Here is a 17,311-nt window from a genome sequence, read left to right as displayed (position 1 = left end):
CCGAGGGGCGGGCGGCGCGTCAGGGCGTCGGCCCCGCGGGGTCGGCGAGCTCCTCCGCGAGCAGGTCCATCAGGAGGTTGTCGTGCCAGCTGCCGTCCGGACCGCGCTCGTAGCGGCGCATGACGCCGACCGGGCGGAATCCGACCTTGGTGTAGCAGTGGATCGCGGCCCGGTTGTCGACCGCCGGGTCGATCACCAGGCGGTGGTGTCCCTGCTCCGAGCAGAGATGCCGGGCGAGCGTGCGGACGGCGTCGGTGCCCAGGCCGCGACCGTGCACCGCCGGGTCGAGGAAGACGTCGATACCGGCGTGCCGGTAGTCCGGCTCCTCCTCGGGGGACCACTGGATCGCGCCGACCACCCGGCCCCGGTGCACCACCGCGAGCGTGTGGGTGCCGGGGTCGCGCAGGTCCTCGGCGATCTCCCCGGACAGGTCGGACCCGCCGCGCCACCACCGGCGGACCTCGGGCGTGGCGCGGATGGCGGCGAGCACCGGGACGTCGGCCGTGGTGGCCGGGCGCAGGGTGACCAGGGTGCCGTGCAGGGTGCTCCGCATGCGCCGGAGCGTAGTCCGGTCCGACCGTCCGGGCCCGCCGTCGTGGCCGGCCCGGCCGCGTCAGCCCAACCGGTGCAGCACCCGCCCGGTCGCGGCCGGCCGGTTCCGGAGGTCGTGGAGCAGCGGCTCGGACGTCCGGGTGGCGCTCAGGACGTCCGGGTCCAGGTCCGCCAGGACGAGATCGGTCCGGTCCGGTCCGGCCTCGGCGAGCAGGCGACCGTCGGGGCCCCAGACGGCGCTCGCGCCGCAGGTGTGCCAGCCGCCGGTCTCGCCGATGTGGTTGGCGAGCACGGTGTAGACGGTGTTGTCGAGGGCGCGGGCGGGGAACCAGGTCCGGGACTCGTGGTGGCCGTGGCCGACGCTGAAGAGCGCGCCGACCAGGTACGCGTGGCAGTCGTCCAGCGCGGCGGCCCGGGCGTGTTCGGGGAAGCCGCTGTCGTAACAGATGCCGAGCCCGAGCCGCCAGCCGTCCAGGACGAGGGTGCAGCCGGCGGTGCCGGGGCGGTAGAGCTCGCGCTCGCTCTTGAACAGGTACTGCTTGTCGTACCGGGTGACCAGGACCCCGTCGGGGCCGATGACCAGAGCCGAGACGCGCAGGTCACCCGCCTCGTCCCGGACGGCGGCGCCGACCACGGCGGTGGTGGCGCCCTCGCGGCAGGCGTCCGCGATCGGCGCCAGTCGGTCGTCGTCGGGCTGGACGGCGTGCCGCAGCGGATCGGCCCTGATCAGGGTCGGTTCGTAGCCCGAGAGGAACTTCTCGGCGAAGAGCACGAGCCGGGCGCCCGCCGCTGCCGCCTCGCGGATCACGGCGGCGGCCGTCGCGGCGTTGGCGGGGATGTCACCCGGGACGACCGGGGCCTGGGCGGTCGCGATCCGCAGCGTGCTGGTGGGCAGGCGGCCGGCGAGATGGTGCTCGGCGGGGCGCGGGATCCGGTCGGCGGGAGCTGTCGGGAGCATGGTTGAACGCTAGCCAAGCCGATCCCGGCCGCCTCGGCGGGGTGGTGCGACGGCCGGGCACACCGGGAGGAGGCACCGGGTACTCCGGGAGGACGAGTGGGCGCCGGCGCGACCGTCTGCGGCCCGGCCGGCCGACTTCCCGCGGCCTGCGGAGCCCCCTGCCGGTCGCGGCCTGCGGAGTCCGCTACCCGTCGCGGCCGGGAGCGGACGGCTCGCCGACCAGGACGCGCTGCACGCGCGGTCGGGTGCGCCAGTTGACCCGCCGTACGTCGCGGGCGAGGTCGCCGGGTCGCCAGATCTCCACGGCCACGGTCACCGCGCCCAGGACGACCCCGGCGGCCAGCCAGCCGGCCAGGATGTCGCTCGGCCAGTGCAGGCCGAGCACGATCCTGGTCCAGCCGACCGCCAGCACGGTCACCGCCGCGGCGCCGGCGGCCACCGCGCGGCCCGCCCGGTTGGCGTGCGGGCGGACCAGCCAGAGCAGGATCACGCAGGTGATCGCGGAGGCCATCGCGTGCCCGGCGGGGAATCCGGGACCGGAGGCGTGCGCCACCGGGTCGGTGAAGTGCGGGCGGGGCCGGTCGACGGCGACTTCGAGCACCCGCAGGGCCGCCCAGCCGACCAGTGCCTGGGCGGCCGCCCAGCAGGCCAGCACCCGGGCGCCGATCAGCCAGAGCCAGACGGCCGCCAGCCCGAGCAGGGTCCGCATGGTGACGGTGCCGCCGATGTTGCTGAGGGTCTGCACGGCGGCCGTCCAGGCGGCGTGGCCGCGGGCGTAGGCGTGCTCGCTGTCGGTCCAGCCGCGGTCGAGTCCGGCCAGGGGAGCCCAGCGCACCTCGACGACCGTCAACAGCACCGCGAACAGCCCGGCACAGCCGGCGGCCAGCGTCCCGTACCGCAACAGATGGCGGTCGGTGGCGGCGGGAGGCGAGCCATTGGTCAGGTGCATGGCTGACACCTTCCCAGCGGCCCGTGCCGATCCCGCGGTGGACGCATAGCGATTCGGCATCTTTTGTGCGGAGAAGCTGAGCGGGTTCCCGAATGGGGGTGTTCTTTCGCGCCATCGGGAGGTGCGGCGGGGCGCGGGGTCGGGGCCCTCGGGTTCGAGTACCGTCCGACGGCCCGGATTTCGGTGCGGGGAACGCGGGGGGCGTCCTGGTGGTTTATCCAGGAGGGCTGGTTCGTGCGTGAATCGTCGAACGCGGGTTCCCATTGCATGGGGTGTTCCGCGGCACCAGGCCGGGATCAGGCACCCGCGGTGCTCTTCCGCTCACCCTCTGTCCGAAATCGGGGTGAAAACCGGCAGGATACTGCATCCGGCGAAGAATCTGAGCGACTTGGGAATGTTGTCCGGATTCTGTGCGTTGGATCGTTACGTGTGAGCCCCGAAGGGGCCCGCATTCTTGCCCTCTCGGGCAGGCAGGCAGACTTCGGCAACACCCAGTAAGGGAGCAAGCATGGCCACCCGTGCCGTCGTTCGCGACAGGGCCGACCGGACTCGCGCGGCCCGCCCGACCAACTTCGAAGCCGACCGCGATCTGGTCGGGATGTACCTCGACGAGATCGCCAGGACGCCCCTGCTCGATGCCGCCGAAGAGGTCGAGCTATCGCTGCGGATCGAGGCCGGCGTGTACGCCCAGCACCTGCTGGAGGAGGGCACGCTCCCCAAGGGTGCCAAGCGTGCCGAACTGGAGGCGATAGCCGAGGACGCGGAGCGTGCCAAGGACGTCTTCATCCGCTCCAACCTCCGTCTGGTCGTCGCGGTGGCCCGGCGCTACCCCCGTAGCGGCCTGCCGCTGCTCGACCTCATCCAGGAGGGCAATGCCGGCCTGGTCCGAGCGGTCGAGAAGTTCGACTACGCCAAGGGTTTCAAGTTCTCCACCTACGCGACCTGGTGGATCCGGCAGGCGATCACCCGCTCGATCGCCGACCAGTCGCGCACCATCCGGCTCCCCGTCCACCTGGTCGAGGAGCTCGGACGGATCCGCCGAGTGCAGCGCGAGAAGGCGAAGGAGCTCGGGCGCGAGCCCGAGCCGTCCGAGATCGCCGCGGAGCTCGACACCACCGAGACGCGCATCAAGGACGTGCTCGACTGGGCCCGTGACCCGGTCAGCCTGAACATGTCGGTCGACGACGAGGGCGAGACCCAGTTCGGCGACCTCGTCGAGGACACCGGTGCGACCTCTCCCGAGGACGCGGTGATGGTGATGCTCCGCCGCGAGGAGCTGGACGGCCTGATCGGGCGGCTGGACGACCGTACGGCCTCGATCATCCGGTCCCGCTACGGGATGGAGGACGGCCGCGAGCGCACCCTCACCGAGGTGGGCAAGCAGCACGGTCTGACGCGTGAGCGGATCCGCCAGATCGAGAAGCACGCACTGGCGGAGCTGAAGAAGATCGCCGACCACGCGGGCTTCGAGGCCGCCTGACGCGGGCGGTCGCGAGGCCGACGGAAGCCCCCCGGGGTGGCCAGTGGCCGCGCCGGGGCTCCGGCGTGCCCGGGGGCGCCCTGGAGCGGGTGGGCGGCGTGACCGGGGGCGGCTCGTAGGCTGGTGGCGGATCGGTCGGAGCGGCTGGAGGCAGGACGATGGGCGAGCAGGAACCGGATCGGACCGGCGGAGCCGGCAGCGGTACAGGGGCGGCGGCCACGGGTGCCGGGGTGGAGCGGGACGCACCCGGCCAGGGCGGGGCGGCGAAGGCCTCGAAGGCGCCGGGAGGCGCTCCGGCGGTCGCACCCGGGCCCGGCGCGGCGGGAAGGGCCAAGCTGGTCTTCGGCGACCCCCTGGACCAGCAGTCCGGGGACGACACCGATCGTGGCTGGGGCGAGCGGCCCGGGGCGGGGGAGAGCGCCGGCCGGAACCTGGACTGGTACCTGAGCCAGCGCCCGCCCCACCACGGCGGCTGAGCGGCGGGACAGGGGCTGAAGCGGGGGTAGGGAGTAGGGGCGCCGTCGGGGCGTCGGCGGGCGCTCTCGCACGACTCGGGGGAGCTGAGCCCCGGTGCTCGCAGGGCGGGGCTCAGCTCCGCGTCCGCCCGGGCGGGCCGGGCTGGGAGCAGGGGTAGCGGTCGACGGGCGGCAGGGGATGGGCAGCGGGCGATCGCGGTCACCGGCTGGTGCCGGCGGGGGCGGAGATGCCCTGTCGGGTCAGGCCCGGCTGACCAGGGCGTCGCGGATCTCGGTGAGCAGGGCCACCTCCTTGGCCTCCGCCTCGGTCTGGATCTCCTGCAGGGTCTTGCGCCGCGCCGCGAGCCTGTTCATGGGGACGATCAGGACGAAGTAGACGACGGCGGCGGTGATCACGAACTGCAGGACCGCGCTGAGCACCGACCCCCAGAGGATGAGGATGCCGCTGGTGACCTCGCCGGTCGCGCTGAGCTCGCACGGCCCCTTGAGGCAGGAACTGTAGGCGGCCAGGTCCTTGGCGCCGAAGGCGCCGACGATGGGGTTGATGACGCCCTTCACGAAGGCGTTGATGATGTTGGTGAACGCGGCGCCGATCACGACGGCGACGGCCAGTTCGACGACGTTGCCGCGGAGCAGGAATTCCTTGAAGCCCTTCATGTCGCGTGAACGACCGGACGCCGGATGAGTTACGGGTGAATTGTCCTGAATTCGGTGGTCGCAGCCATCCGAGGACCGTGGCCCCGGGCTGCGCCGGACCCGGGTCGTGCCTACGGCGCACCGCCGCCCGGTGTGCAGCGCGGGGCACCGGCGGGCTCGGGGGCACCCGGGGAGGTGGCGGAGGTGGCGGCGGGCGGCGGGGGCCCCGGCCGCAGGGGCCCGGCGGCCAGTGCGGTGGCAACGGCGAGGAGTCCGGCGGCCACGACCCCCGGCCGGTGCCGGACGGCCTGCTGGAGCCGGTGCCGGCCGCCTCCGCCGCGTCTGATCGGTGCGAAGGCCGGGACGGCACGCCGGGGCGGGACGGCGGACGTGGAGGCCGGCACGGTGCGTCGGGCCGCCGCCCGGTGCCCCGGGCCGCCGGGCGGATCCGAGGAGCGTCCGCCACCCGGGGGCGGCGGACCGATCCGGTCGCAGGCCGTCGCCGGCGGCGGTTGGGCACGGGAGGGCGGCCCGAGCGGCGTCCGGCCGCAGGCGGGAGCGGGGAGCCCGTGCTGGTCGCCGACGGGCGCGGCGAACGGAGTCCGACCGCAGGCGGGCGTGGGGAGTGCACTCTGGACGCCGACGGGCGCGGCGAACGGATGCCGGCCGCAGGTGGAGGACAGCAGGGGCCGGGTCGGACCGGTCATGACGGGCACCGCCTCGATTCGGGGAACGGGGGGCGTCGCCGGCCGGGCCCGCGGCCCGCGAGCTTCACCGTGCTCGCGGGCCGAGGGCCGGGGGCGACCTCGCCCGCTCAGCCTGCCTCCGCCCGCGTGTTCGTGGAATCCCCGGCCGTACCCCTGTGGACAACCCGGGGCTGTGGATAACTTCGTACACCCGTGAGGATGACGGGAGGCCGACGGCGAGGCTGCCGCTCCGGGCCGGGGACGCGCAAGGGCCCGGTCCCACCGCAACACGCGGTGGGGCCGGGCCCTCGAAAGTCGGTGTCCGCCCCGGGGCGGTACGTGATGCGCTGCCGGAGGCTCAGCTCGCCGAGGCGCTGCCGGTCGACTTGGCGGCGGCCGGGGCCGGGCTCGTCGAGGTGGCGGCGCCGCTGCCGGAGGAGGAACCGCCGGTCGAGGAGCCGCTGCCGGTCGAGGAGCCGCCGGACGACCCGGTGGCCGCACCGGCGCCCACCGAGCTGCTGGAGGACGAACGGCTGTCCGTCCGGTAGAAGCCAGAGCCCTTGAAGACCACGCCGACGGCCGAGAAGACCTTGCGGAGCCGCCCCTCGCAGCTGGGGCACGTGGTCAGCGCGTCGTCGGTGAACTTCTGCACCGCCTCCAGGCCGTTGCCGCACTCGGTGCACTGGTACTGGTACGTGGGCACTTGTCTTCCTCCTGCACTTCCCCCTGGCACTCTCGCCTGATGAGTGCTAACGACGGTCAATGATGCGGCATTCCGCCTGATCAGTCCAGCGCCGCAGGTGTGAGATACCACCGGCGGCGCGCCCGACCGCCCGAACGGGCGGGTACGGACGATCGCACGGTCGCACGCGGACGGCCTCGTCCGGTGGCTGCGGCGGCCCCCGGTTCAGCCCTTCGCGGCGCCCACCAGCCGTGCCCGGCCACCGCCGTGGGCGGCCGGGGTCCGGTCCGGCGCGGCGGCAGCCGCACTCTCGGAGGAGGCCCGGCCGACCGCCGCGGCGACGGCGCCCGCGGTGACCGCGGCGCCCGCCGTGCCGTCGCCGGCCGCGGTGGTCGGGCCGCCCGTCGCGGGGGCGACCAGCAGCCGTCGCAGGACGACCAGGGCGAGCAGCCCCAGGCCGGCGCCGGCCACCGGCACCAGGAATCCGGCGGAGGGTCCGTGGCCGTCGATCAGGCGGCCCGCGACCGTCGAGCCGGTGGCGAGGCCGAGGCCGATCGCACCGGTGAGCCAGGTGAAGGCCTCGGTCTTCGCGCCGTCCGGGACCAGCGTCTCGACCAGCGTGTAGCCGGTGATCAGGGTCGGCGCGATGGCCAGGCCGCAGACCAGCCCGGCGAGCGTGAGCGAGGTCAGGTCGGGCATCGCCCACAGCGTGGAGCAGCCCAGGACCAGCAGGGCGTAGCTGCCGAGCATCCGCCCGCGGGCCGAGCGGCGCCAGGCGACCATGCCGTAGAGCACGCCGGCCAGCATCGAGCCGCCGGCGAACACGCCGTACACCAGGCCGCTGGCGCCGGGGCGTCCGGCGGCCTCGGCGAAGGCGGTGACCGAGACCTGCATGGCACCGAACACGGTGCCGACGCCGAGGAACGCGCCGGCCAGCAGCCGGACGCCGGGGGAGGCGAGGGCGGAGACCCGCCGGGCGCCCGGAACCCGGGGGTGGCGGGCCGGTGCGGTGCCCCGCCGGGCGGCGAAGGCGAGCCCGCCGACGACGGTCAGTGCGGCCTCGGCCACCAGACCGGCGGCGGGCGTGACGCCGGTGGCGATGGCGGTGGCGAGCACCGGGCCGACCACGAAGGTGAACTCGTCCGTCACGGACTCGAAGGCGAAGGCGGTGTTGAGGGTGCCGGGCGAGGAGTCGGCCAGCCTGGCCACCCAGCGGGCCCGGACCATCGCGCCGATCTGCGGCACGCTGGCGCCGGCCGGGGCGGCGGCGAGGAGGAGCGCCCAGACCGGGGCGTGCCCGAGGGCCAGCGCGATCAGCGCGCCGACCGAGAGGGCGTGCACCAGGACGCTCGGGAGCAGTACGGCGGACTGGCCGTAGCGGTCGGCGAGCCGACCGGTCTGCGGGCCGACGAGGGCCTGGGCGACGGCGGAGACCGCCGCGACCACGCCGGCCGTGCCGTACGAGCCGTGGGTGTCGAGGACCAGCAGCACGATGCCCAGGCTGAGCATGGCGTAGGGCAGGCGGGCCGCGAAGGCGGGTACCAGGAACCCCCGGGCGCCCGGGGTGCGCAGCAGCGTTCCGTACCCGACGCGTGCGGGGGTTTTGTCGACCGTTCGGCGGGCCGTCACGGTCGGTCCTTCCTGCTGCCTGGTAGCGCAGCAGGGGTACGGGTGGCCCCGACGGCGCCGAGAGTCGTCCTCTCGCGCGTCGACCGGGGTAGATACCGGGCCCGGCGGTGGGTGCTGCGGGCCGCGGCCGCCGAGCGGTCGCGCCAACTCTGCTTCAGGCAGATGTTGCGGATGTGTCAGTCATCGTTCGCGTTGCTTATACGCGCGTAGACACGCGCTTTCCTCCACAGTACAGGCTCGCCGCCCCGTCGCCCTGTCGAATCGAGGTGAACACCTGGCGACAGGGCGGCATTCCAGGGGAGGCCGAGCACGTGGGGGGCGCCTGCCCGGCGCCCCGCGGCCCGTGACCCGGCCGCGGCCCGCCCTGCGGCCGCCGCCCCCGCCCCCGCTCCCGCTCCCGCGGGCCGTCGGTCGGAGCCCTATCGCCCGTTCAGCCAGCCGGCCAGCTTGCCGCCCTTGTCGACCGCCCGCAGCCGCTTCTCCGCGGCCTCGCCGACGGCGTCGGTGGTGACCACGAGCAGTTCGTCCCCGCCGCGCAGCACGGTGGCCTTGTCCGGCACGAAGCTCGCGCCCTCGCGGACCACCAGGGTCACCGCGGCCCCGGTGGGCAGGCGCAGCTCGCTCACCTCGACCCCGGACATCCGCGAGGTGGGCGAGAGCGTCACCGACAGCAGCTGGCCGTGCAGCTTCTCCAGCGGGGCGGACTCGATGCCGAGGTCCTGGCCCATCGCGCCCTCGGAGACCTTCAGCCACTTGGCCACCCAGGGCAGGGTGGGCCCCTGGATCAGGGTGAAGACCACCACCAGGATGAAGACGATGTTGAAGATCTCCTGGGCCCTGGGCGCGCCCGACACCAGCGGGATGGTGGCCAGGACGATCGGCACCGCCCCGCGCAGCCCGGCCCAGCTCAGCAGCGCCTGCTCGCGCAGCGGCAGCCCGAAGGGGGTGAGGGTCAGCACCACCGAGAGCGGGCGGGCGAGCAGCACCAGGACGGAGCCGATGACCAGTGCGGGGACGACCGCGGAGCCCATGCTCGACGGCGTGCAGAGCAGGCCGAGCAGGACGAACATGCCGATCTGCCCGATCCAGGCCAGCCCGTCCGCGAAGCCGCGTACCGCCGGGCCGTGCGGCAGCTTGGCGTTGCCGAGGATGACCGCGCAGACGTAGACGGCCAGGAAGCCCGAGCCGTGCAGCAGGGCGCCGCCCGCATAGGCGAGCACGGTGAGCGCCAGGACGGCGATCGGGTAGAGCCCGGAGGAGGGCAGGGCGACCTGCTTGACCGCGTAGGCGCCCAGCTTGCCGACGGTGAGGCCGACGGCGGCGCCGATCGCCAGCTCGGCGACGATGACGCCGGTCAGGACGTACCAGGAGTCCGCCTCGCCGGTGGTGGCGAAGGCGACGACCAGGATGACCACCGGGGCGTCGTTGAAGCCCGACTCGGCCTCCAGCAGGCCGGTCAGCCGGTGCGGCAGCGGAACCATCCGCAGGACGGAGAAGACGGCGGCGGCGTCGGTGGAGGAGACGATCGCGCCGAGGAGCAGGGCGGCCCGCCAGTCCAGGCCGACCAGGTAGTGCGCGCCGGCCGCGGTGACGAAGACGCTGATCGCGACCCCGACGGTGGCCAGCACGACGGCGGCCGGCATGACCGGTCTGACCTCGCGCCAGCTGGTCTTCAGGCCGCCCTCGGCGAGGATCACGACCAGGGCCGCGTAGCCGAGCACCTGGGTGAGCTCGGCGTTGTTGAAGGTGATGCCCAGGCCGTTCTGACCCAGTGCCACCCCGATGCCGAGGTAGATCAGCAGGCTGGGGAGTCCGGACCGGGTGGAGATGCGCACCGCGACCACCGCGACCAGCAGGATCACGGAGAACTCGAGCAGGAAGTGGTTCAGGTGGTCAACAGTCACGCAGGGGCACCTCGGGCAGCGGGTGGACGGGGTGGCTGACGGATCGTCACGGGGGGATCGTTACTCAGTCTAACATTTTACCCGCTCTTTAGTTTGGGGCCTTTTCCGCGGCCTCCCCGGCCCGGCCCGCCGGCGCCGCTGCGGTCCGGTGGCCGCCCCGACCCCGGGCAGCCGCCCGTGCGTCCCCGGCCCGCCCGGTCCGTCGGTGCCGGCGCGCCCCGGCGCCCTGCCCGGCCGGCCCGGCCGGGGCCCCGGATTCCACGGTGGGCGTCCCCCGTGCACGGCCGCCACCGGAGTCGGCCTAATGTGGTGACCTGTCACGGCCGCAACCCGAGACCCGCCCGCCCGTCGCCCACCGTCACCCTGCGAGGACGCCCTCCGGGCGACAACGTTTGATGCCAAGGACCCAGATGCCCCGCTCGAAGAAGTTCCGGCGCGCCCGTCTGATCGTGCTCACGCTGGCCGTGCTCCTGGTGGCCGGAGTCGGATACGGCGGCTACCGGGGGGTGGCCGCGGTCCGCGCGTCCTTCCCCGACGTCAACGGCAGCGTCAAGGTGGCGGGGCTCTCCGCGCCGGTGGACGTCGAGCGGGACGCCAACGGCATCCCCCAGCTCTACGCCGACACCCCCGTCGACCTGTTCCGCGCCCAGGGCTACGTGCAGGCCCAGGACCGGTTCTGGGAGATGGACGTACGACGGCACATCACCTCCGGGCGGCTCGCCGAGATGTTCGGCGCCGGCCAGGTCGAGACGGACACCTTCCTGCGCACCATGGGCTGGCGCCAGGTGGCGCAGAAGGAGTACGACACCCAGCTGGAGCCGGAGACCAAGAAGTACCTCGACGCCTACGCCGAGGGCGTCAACGCCTGGCTCGCCGAGCACCCGGGCGGTGAGAGCGCCTCGTTGGAGTACGCCCTGCTCGGCGTCGCCAACGCCGACTACAAGCCCGAGAAGTGGACGCCCGTCGACTCGGTGGCCTGGCTGAAGGCGATGGCCTGGAACCTCTCCGGCAACCTGCAGGAGGAGATCGACCGCTCGCTGCTGAGCCAGGACTTCTCCGCGGACAAGATCGCCCAGCTGTACCCGGAGTACCCGTACGCCCGAAACGGCACCATCGTGAAGACCGGCAGCGTCAGCGGCGACACCTACAAGCCGGCCGACGGCTCCTCGGCGCCGCCCGCCGCCCCCACCGCGCAGGGTGCGGTGGCCGCCCAGGGCCTGCTCAAGGACGTCGCCGACCGCATCGACGCGATGCCGCAGCTGCTCGGCCGCCAGGGCCAGGGCATCGGTTCCAACTCCTGGGTGGTGGCCGGCAGCCACACCACCACCGGCAAGCCGCTGCTCGCCAACGACCCGCACCTCGGCCCCGGGATGCCCTCGGTCTGGTACCAGATGGGCCTGCACTGCCGCTCGGTCTCGCCGACCTGCGCCTTCGACACCGCCGGGTTCACCTTCGCCGGCATGCCGGGCGTCGTCATCGGCCACAACGCCAACATCACCTGGGGCTTCACCAACCTCGGCGCCGACGTGACCGACCTGTACCTGGAGAAGGTCACCGCGCCCGACAGCTACCTGGTGGACGGCAAGGAGGTGAAGTTCGAGCTGCGCAAGGAGACCATCAGGGTCGCCGGCGGCGAGGACCGCACCATCACCGTCCGCACCACCCAGAGCGGCGCGCCGCTGATCTCCGACGCCAGCTCCGAGCAGCGCAACGTGGGCACCTACGCCCCCAACGGCAACGCCGCCCCGGACCGCGGCACCACCGGCTACGGCGTCGCCCTGCAGTGGACCGCCCTGACCCCCGGCAAGACCATGGACGCCGTCTTCAAGCTCGACCGCGCCGCCGGCTGGGACGACTTCCGGGCCGCCGCCAAGGACTTCGCCGTCCCCGCGCAGAACCTCATCTACGCCGACACCAAGAACAACATCGGCTACCAGGCCCCCGGCAACATCCCGGTCCGCGGCTCCGGCGACGGCACCTACCCCTCGCTCGGCTGGGACTCCTCGTACGGCTGGAAGGGCTCCATCCCCTTCACCGCGCTGCCCTACAGCTTCAACCCGGCGTCCGGCTTCATCGTCACCGCCAACCAGGCCGTGGTCGATCCGACGTACAAGTACCCGCTCACCAAGGACTGGGAGTACGGCACCCGGGCCAAGGAGATCACCGACCAGATCGAGGCCAGGCTCAAGAACGGCGGCAAGATCTCCCCGAACGACATGCAGTCCGTCCAGCTGGACAACACCAGCGTGATGGCCCAGACGCTCGTCCCGCTGCTGCTCAAGGTCCAGATCGACGACCCCTACGTGCGTGAGGCCCAGGACCTGCTGAAGGACTGGAACTTCCACCAGGACGCCGACTCGGCCGCCGCCGCGTACTACAACAGCGTCTGGCGCCAGCTGCTGAACCTCGGCTTCGGCCAGAAGTTCCCCGCCGCCCTGCGCGCCGAGGACAACTGCCTGCTGGTGCACGCGCCGACCGACCCGACCAAGCCCGACACCACCACCTCGATCGTCACCGAGTGCGGCACCCGGGACCCGGGCAAGGCCCAGCCCGACGGCGGCGACCGGTGGATGGAGGTCGTCCGCCAGCAGCTGACCCAGCCCGAGAGCGACTGGTGGACGTACATCGACGCCGAGCACCACGAGCAGAAGGGCCTGAACAACCTGCTCGCCGAGGCCCTGAAGGACGCCCGCCAGGACCTCACCTCGCTGCTCAGCAAGGACATCTCCACCTGGAGCTGGGGCCGTCTGCACACCCTGACCCTGCGCGAGCAGACCATGGGCACCGACGACTCCTCGATCGCCTCCGGGCTGGTCCACAAGATGCTCAACCGGGGGCCGTACGAGCTCTCCGGCGGCACCGCCGCGGTGGACGCGGCCGGGTGGAACGCGGCGGCCGGCTACCAGGTCGACTGGATCCCCTCGATGCGGATGGTGGTCGACCTGAGCGACTTCGACGCGTCGCGCTGGATCAACGTCGGCGGCGCCTCCGGACACGCCTTCCACCAGAACTACAACGACCAGACCGACCTGTGGGCCAAGGGCCAGCTGCTGCCCTGGGCGTACTCCAAGGACGCGGTCGCCAAGGCGACGAAGAACAAGCTGGTCCTCACCACCGGCTGACCGCCGCCGCTGTCACCCCCCCGGCCGTCACCGCCCCCGGCCCGCACCGCCCCGGCCGTCACCCGGCCGCCCGCCCGCGCGGGCCCAGGCGGTGCACCCCGGAGGGGGTGACGGCCGCGTCCACCGGCAGGTCGTGCGGCTCGGCCGGCACGTGGTCCAGCAGCTCGTCCTCGTAGAGCAGGGTGGCCAGCAGCGGGTGCGCCCCGGCCCCGGCCAGCCGGGCCAGCACCCGGTCGTAGCTGCCGCCGCCCCGGCCCAGTCGCAGGCCGCGGCGGTCCACCGCCAGGCCCGGCAGCAGGACCACCGCCGCCGCGGTGACGGCCTCCGGGCCCAGCCGCGGTCCGGTCGGCTCCAGCAGCCCGCGTGTCGCCGGGGCCAGCGCCCCCGCGCCCTCGTACGATGCCCAGTCCAGGTCGTTGTCGGCCAGCAGGACGGGCAGCAGCACCCGCACCCCGCGCCCGGCCAGCGCGTCCAGCAGCGGCCGGGTGCCCGGCTCGGCGCCCACCGAGACGTACGCGGCCACGGTCTGCCCCGGCGCGGCCAGCAGCCCCGCGTGACCCGCCAGGGCGGCCGCGGCGCTCTCCCGCGACTGCGCGGAGGCGGCCCGCCGCGCGGCCAGCAGCCGTGTCCTCAGTTCCGCCTTCTCGTTGTGCAAGGGATCCTCCACAGCTCTGTGTCCGGTGACGGTCAGAGCCTGACATGCGGAAGGCGCCCCGAATGTCCACCGCGCTGCTGGTCCAGGCCATGGCCGTCCTGAGCGTTCCGGCGCTCGCCGGCGCCTCCCTGCTCGGGGTCCGGCTACGCTGCGGCGACTCGGGCGCCTCCCTCCGCGAGGCGGGTCTGCGCGGGCGGATCACCGAACTGGAGGAGCGCTGCGCCGAGCTGGAGCGCACCGCCTCCTGCGACCCGCTCACCGGGGCCTGGAACTACCGGCACCTGCAGCTCACCCTCGGCCGGGAGATCGAGCGGGCCCGCCGCGCCGACCAGCGGGCCGACCGGCAGGACCAGCCGCACCCGCTGGCCCTGCTGATGCTGGAGATCTCCGGCTTCGACGCGATCATCACCGAGCAGGGGCGCGGGCGCGGCAACGCCATACTGCGCGACCTCGTCCAGCGCCTGGGCATGGAGATCCGCCGCTCGGACACCCTCGGCCGGTACGGCGGCCAGGAGTTCCTGGTGCTGCTGCCGGACACCGGGGTCGAGGGCGCCGTCCAGGTGGCCGAGCGGCTGATCTGGTCGGTGCGCCGGCACCGCCTGCTGGAGTGGTCCACCGGCCCCCGCGAGCCGCGCCCGGCGCCCGGCAACGGCCTCACGGCCGCCGTCGGCATCGCCGTCCTGCCCAGGGACGGCGCCCACGCCGCGCTGCTGCTGCGGGCCGCCGACCGGGCGCTCACCGAGGCCAAGCAGGCCGGCGGCGACTGCTGGCGCGGAGCGAGCCCGCCGCGGCCCGCCGTGGCGCCCCCGCGGCACGGGTCCCCGCCCGGCGCGCCCGGGCGGCCCGCCGCGGCGGCCCCGGTCGTCGACGCGCCCGCGCCCGAAGCCCCCGCGCCCGACGCCGCCACGGCTGCCGCCCCCGCCGCCGATGCCGAGGTCCAGGGCCCGCCGGCCGGGGAGGCCCCCCGGGAGGACGGCGGACACCCGCGTCCGGAGGCGGTGCACGATCGGCCCCGGGACCCGGGTAGCCTGTCGCCAAGTAACGGAGAGGGGACCCTCACCCCCGCCGTCGAGCCGGCCCCGCCGAGTACTGTCGCCGCAGGCCGCGATGGTTGTTCATAGCGACTTCATCCTGCTCACAGCTCGGTCTAAACACACCTTAGTAAGGTAAACGAATGACGACGACCTCCCGCACTCCTGTGACCAAGGCCGTGGTGCCCGCAGCCGGCCTGGGGACACGGTTCCTGCCGGCCACCAAGGCCACACCCAAGGAGATGCTGCCGGTCGTGGACAAGCCCGCCATCCAGTACGTCGTCGAGGAGGCCTCCTCCGCGGGCCTGTCCGACATACTGATGGTGACCGGCCGCAACAAGCGCGCCCTGGAGGACCACTTCGACCGCGCCTACGAGCTGGAGGAGCTGCTCGTCCGCAAGGGCGACCAGGACCGCCTGCGCCGGGTACGGGAGTCCGTCGAGCTGGCCAACATGCACTACGTGCGCCAGGGGGACCCGAAGGGCCTCGGCCACGCCGTCCTGGTCGCGGAACAGCACGTCGCCGGCCAGCCGTTCGCCGTCCTGCTCGGTGACGACCTGATCGACCCGCGCGACCCGCTGCTCTCCCGCATGATCGAGGTGCAGCAGGAACTCGGCGGTTCCGTCGTCGCGTTGATGGAGGTCGAGCCCTCCCAGATCCACCTCTACGGCTGCGCCGCGGTCAAGGCGAACGGCTTCGGCGACGACGTCTTCCGGGTGACCGACCTGGTCGAGAAGCCGGACACCGCCGACGCCCCCTCCAACTACGCCGTGATCGGCCGTTACATCCTCGACCCGGCCGTCTTCGACGTCCTGCGCGACACCCCGCCCGGCCGCGGCGGCGAGATCCAGCTGACCGACGCGCTGCGCGTCCTCGCCGGCCACGACGAGGACAACGGCGGCCCGGTGCACGGCGTGCTCTTCAAGGGCCGCCGCTACGACACCGGCGACCGCGCCGACTACCTGCGCGCTATCGTCCGACTGGCGTCCGAGCGCGAGGACCTGGGCCCGGAGTTCCGCTCCTGGCTGAAGAGCTTCGTCCGCGACGAGATGCAGGACTGACCCACGACTGAGAGCGAGTGAGCGATGACCGGGCCCACGGAGCGTGCCACCCAACCCGCAGCCTGCTGCGACGCCCCCGCGGACCAGGCATCGCCCGTCGCCGCCCCCCGCATGTGGACGGTCGACGAACACCTCGCGGACGTCCTGGCCGCCGTCGCCCCGCTGCCCGCCATCGAGCTGCAGCTGCTCGACGCCCAGGGCTGCCGGCTCGACGAGGACGTGGTCGCCACCGGTGACCTGCCGCCCTTCGACAACAGCTCGATGGACGGCTACGCGGTCCGCACCGCCGACACGGCCGGCGCCACCGGGGAGTACCCCTCGGTGCTGGCCGTGGTCGGCGACATCGCGGCCGGCGCCGGGGACCTGCCCAAGGTCGGCCCCGGCCAGTCCGCCCGGATCATGACCGGCGCCCCGGTGCCCCCCGGCGCCGAGGCCGTCGCACCGGTCGAGTGGACCGACGGCGGCACCGGCACCGGCCAGGCCGCCGAGGCGATGACCGCCGCGGTGCCCGACGAGGAGGTCCGGGTGCTGCGCCCCGTCCCGGCGGGCGCCCACATCCGCCGTCGGGGCAGCGACATCGCCGCCGGCGACGAGATCCTCACCAGCGGCACCCTGCTCGGCCCCACCCAGCTCGGCCTGCTCGCCGCGATCGGCCGGGCCACCGTGCGGGTCCGCCCGCGCCCGCGGGTGGTGGTCCTCTCCACCGGCAGCGAGCTGGTGCAGCCCGGCGAGCCCGTCGGCCCCGGCCGGATCTCCGACTCCAACAGCTTCACCCTCACCGCCGCCGCGCGGGACGCCGGCGCGATCGCCTACCGGGTCGGCGGCGTGCCCGACGACGCCGCCGTCCTGCGGGGCGTGCTGGCGGACCAGCTCGGCCGCGCCGACCTCATCGTCACCAGCGGCGGCGTCAGCGTCGGCGCCTACGACGTGGTCAAGGAGGCCCTGCAGGACGGCGACGGGGCCGGCACCGTCGACTTCCGCAAGCTGCGGATGCAGCCCGGCAAGCCCCAGGGCTTCGGCCGGATCGGGGGCCCCGGCGACCCGGGCGTCCCGCTGCTGGCCCTGCCGGGCAACCCGGTCAGCGCGTACATCTCCTTCGAGCTCTTCGTCCGCCCGGTCATCCGGACCATGCTCGGCGCCCCCGACATCCACCGCCCGGTGGTCCGCGCGCTCTGCCCGGTCGAGCTGCGCTCGCCGGCCGGCCGCCGGCAGTTCCTGCGCGGGTGGTACACGCCCGACGGCCGGGTGGAGCCGGTGGGCGGCGAGGGATCGCACCTGGTCGGCGCGCTGGCCAGGGCGAACTGCCTGATCACCGTCCCGGAGGAGGTCACCGCCCTGCCGGCCGGCGCCGAGGTCGACGTCGTCCTGCTGACCGCCTGACGGCACCCGGCGCGAGCGGAGCGGGCACCGGGCCGGGGGCCGCCGCGGGCGAGCGGGCGAAAGTACCGCCCAGCCTGCGGCCCCTCCCACCCGGCGGCCGGGCCTGGGGG

The 17,311-nt window shown here is 74.0% G+C and carries 14 protein-coding genes; 6 read left to right on the top strand and 8 right to left on the bottom strand.

Annotation, left to right across the window (positions count from 1 at the left end):
- Positions 1 to 19: 19 nt before the first annotated feature.
- The 3 genes from ACFTWP_RS03660 to ACFTWP_RS03650 all read right to left on the bottom strand — a co-directional run bounded on the left by ACFTWP_RS03660 (position 20) and on the right by ACFTWP_RS03650 (position 2,459).
- Complete coding sequence (locus ACFTWP_RS03660; protein ID WP_380262284.1) at positions 20 to 553, bottom strand: GNAT family N-acetyltransferase; 534 nt, start codon at positions 551 to 553, stop codon at positions 20 to 22.
- A 60-nt stretch (positions 554 to 613) separates the two neighbouring features.
- On the bottom strand, positions 614 to 1,510 hold the full coding sequence (locus ACFTWP_RS03655) for a carbon-nitrogen hydrolase family protein (RefSeq protein ID WP_380262282.1): 897 nt from the start codon (positions 1,508 to 1,510) through the stop codon (positions 614 to 616).
- Positions 1,511 to 1,694: 184 nt separating this feature from the next.
- Positions 1,695 to 2,459 (bottom strand): phosphatase PAP2 family protein, encoded by a 765-nt coding sequence (locus ACFTWP_RS03650; protein WP_380262280.1) that lies wholly within the window; start codon positions 2,457 to 2,459, stop codon positions 1,695 to 1,697.
- 508 nt (positions 2,460 to 2,967) lie between these two features.
- Between ACFTWP_RS03650 and ACFTWP_RS03645 the strand changes: the two genes are divergently transcribed.
- Complete coding sequence (locus ACFTWP_RS03645) at positions 2,968 to 3,939, top strand: sigma-70 family RNA polymerase sigma factor (protein ID WP_380262278.1); 972 nt, start codon at positions 2,968 to 2,970, stop codon at positions 3,937 to 3,939.
- Between the two features lie 158 nt (positions 3,940 to 4,097).
- Positions 4,098 to 4,415, top strand: a complete 318-nt coding sequence (locus ACFTWP_RS03640) for a hypothetical protein (RefSeq protein ID WP_380262276.1) — start codon at positions 4,098 to 4,100, stop codon at positions 4,413 to 4,415.
- A gap of 240 nt (positions 4,416 to 4,655) precedes the next feature.
- Here the strand turns inward: ACFTWP_RS03640 and mscL are convergent, their stop codons facing one another.
- The 4 genes from mscL to ACFTWP_RS03620 all read right to left on the bottom strand — a co-directional run bounded on the left by mscL (position 4,656) and on the right by ACFTWP_RS03620 (position 9,952).
- Entirely contained in the window at positions 4,656 to 5,072 is a 417-nt protein-coding gene (gene mscL, locus ACFTWP_RS03635; RefSeq protein WP_380262274.1) for a large conductance mechanosensitive channel protein MscL, read from the bottom strand.
- A gap of 1,023 nt (positions 5,073 to 6,095) precedes the next feature.
- Positions 6,096 to 6,440 carry an FmdB family zinc ribbon protein gene (locus ACFTWP_RS03630; protein ID WP_380262272.1) on the bottom strand — a complete coding sequence of 115 codons (345 nt, stop codon included), beginning with the start codon at positions 6,438 to 6,440 and terminating at the stop codon, positions 6,096 to 6,098.
- 204 nt (positions 6,441 to 6,644) lie between these two features.
- Positions 6,645 to 8,048, bottom strand: coding sequence for an MFS transporter (locus ACFTWP_RS03625; RefSeq protein WP_380262270.1), 1,404 nt, complete (start codon positions 8,046 to 8,048; stop codon positions 6,645 to 6,647).
- Positions 8,049 to 8,467: 419 nt separating this feature from the next.
- Positions 8,468 to 9,952 (bottom strand): potassium/proton antiporter, encoded by a 1,485-nt coding sequence (locus ACFTWP_RS03620; protein ID WP_380262268.1) that lies wholly within the window; start codon positions 9,950 to 9,952, stop codon positions 8,468 to 8,470.
- 410 nt (positions 9,953 to 10,362) lie between these two features.
- Between ACFTWP_RS03620 and ACFTWP_RS03615 the strand changes: the two genes are divergently transcribed.
- Entirely contained in the window at positions 10,363 to 13,074 is a 2,712-nt protein-coding gene (locus tag ACFTWP_RS03615; protein ID WP_380262266.1) for a penicillin acylase family protein, read from the top strand.
- Positions 13,075 to 13,132: 58 nt separating this feature from the next.
- On the opposite strand, the gene ACFTWP_RS03610 is transcribed toward ACFTWP_RS03615, so the two are convergent.
- Positions 13,133 to 13,729, bottom strand: coding sequence for a 5-formyltetrahydrofolate cyclo-ligase (locus tag ACFTWP_RS03610; RefSeq protein ID WP_380262264.1), 597 nt, complete (start codon positions 13,727 to 13,729; stop codon positions 13,133 to 13,135).
- 62 nt (positions 13,730 to 13,791) lie between these two features.
- On the opposite strand from ACFTWP_RS03610, the gene ACFTWP_RS03605 reads away from it, so the two are divergent.
- The 3 genes from ACFTWP_RS03605 (at position 13,792) to glp (ending at position 17,201) form a co-directional block, all read left to right on the top strand.
- Entirely contained in the window at positions 13,792 to 14,850 is a 1,059-nt protein-coding gene (locus tag ACFTWP_RS03605; RefSeq protein ID WP_380262262.1) for a GGDEF domain-containing protein, read from the top strand.
- 53 nt (positions 14,851 to 14,903) lie between these two features.
- The gene (gene galU / locus ACFTWP_RS03600) at positions 14,904 to 15,821 is read left to right on the top strand and encodes a UTP--glucose-1-phosphate uridylyltransferase GalU (RefSeq protein ID WP_380262260.1); all 918 of its coding nucleotides are present in this window, start codon (positions 14,904 to 14,906) and stop codon (positions 15,819 to 15,821) included.
- 111 nt (positions 15,822 to 15,932) lie between these two features.
- The gene (gene glp / locus ACFTWP_RS03595) at positions 15,933 to 17,201 is read left to right on the top strand and encodes a gephyrin-like molybdotransferase Glp (RefSeq protein ID WP_380262721.1); all 1,269 of its coding nucleotides are present in this window, start codon (positions 15,933 to 15,935) and stop codon (positions 17,199 to 17,201) included.
- The last annotated feature ends 110 nt before the right edge of the window (positions 17,202 to 17,311 follow it).

This window comes from Kitasatospora sp. NPDC057015 (assembly GCF_042673745.1).
Classification (GTDB): Bacteria; Actinomycetota; Actinomycetes; order Streptomycetales; family Streptomycetaceae; genus Kitasatospora.
The sequence above is the reverse complement of the archived record's forward strand: the minus strand, read 5'-3'. Positions and strand labels throughout refer to the sequence as shown.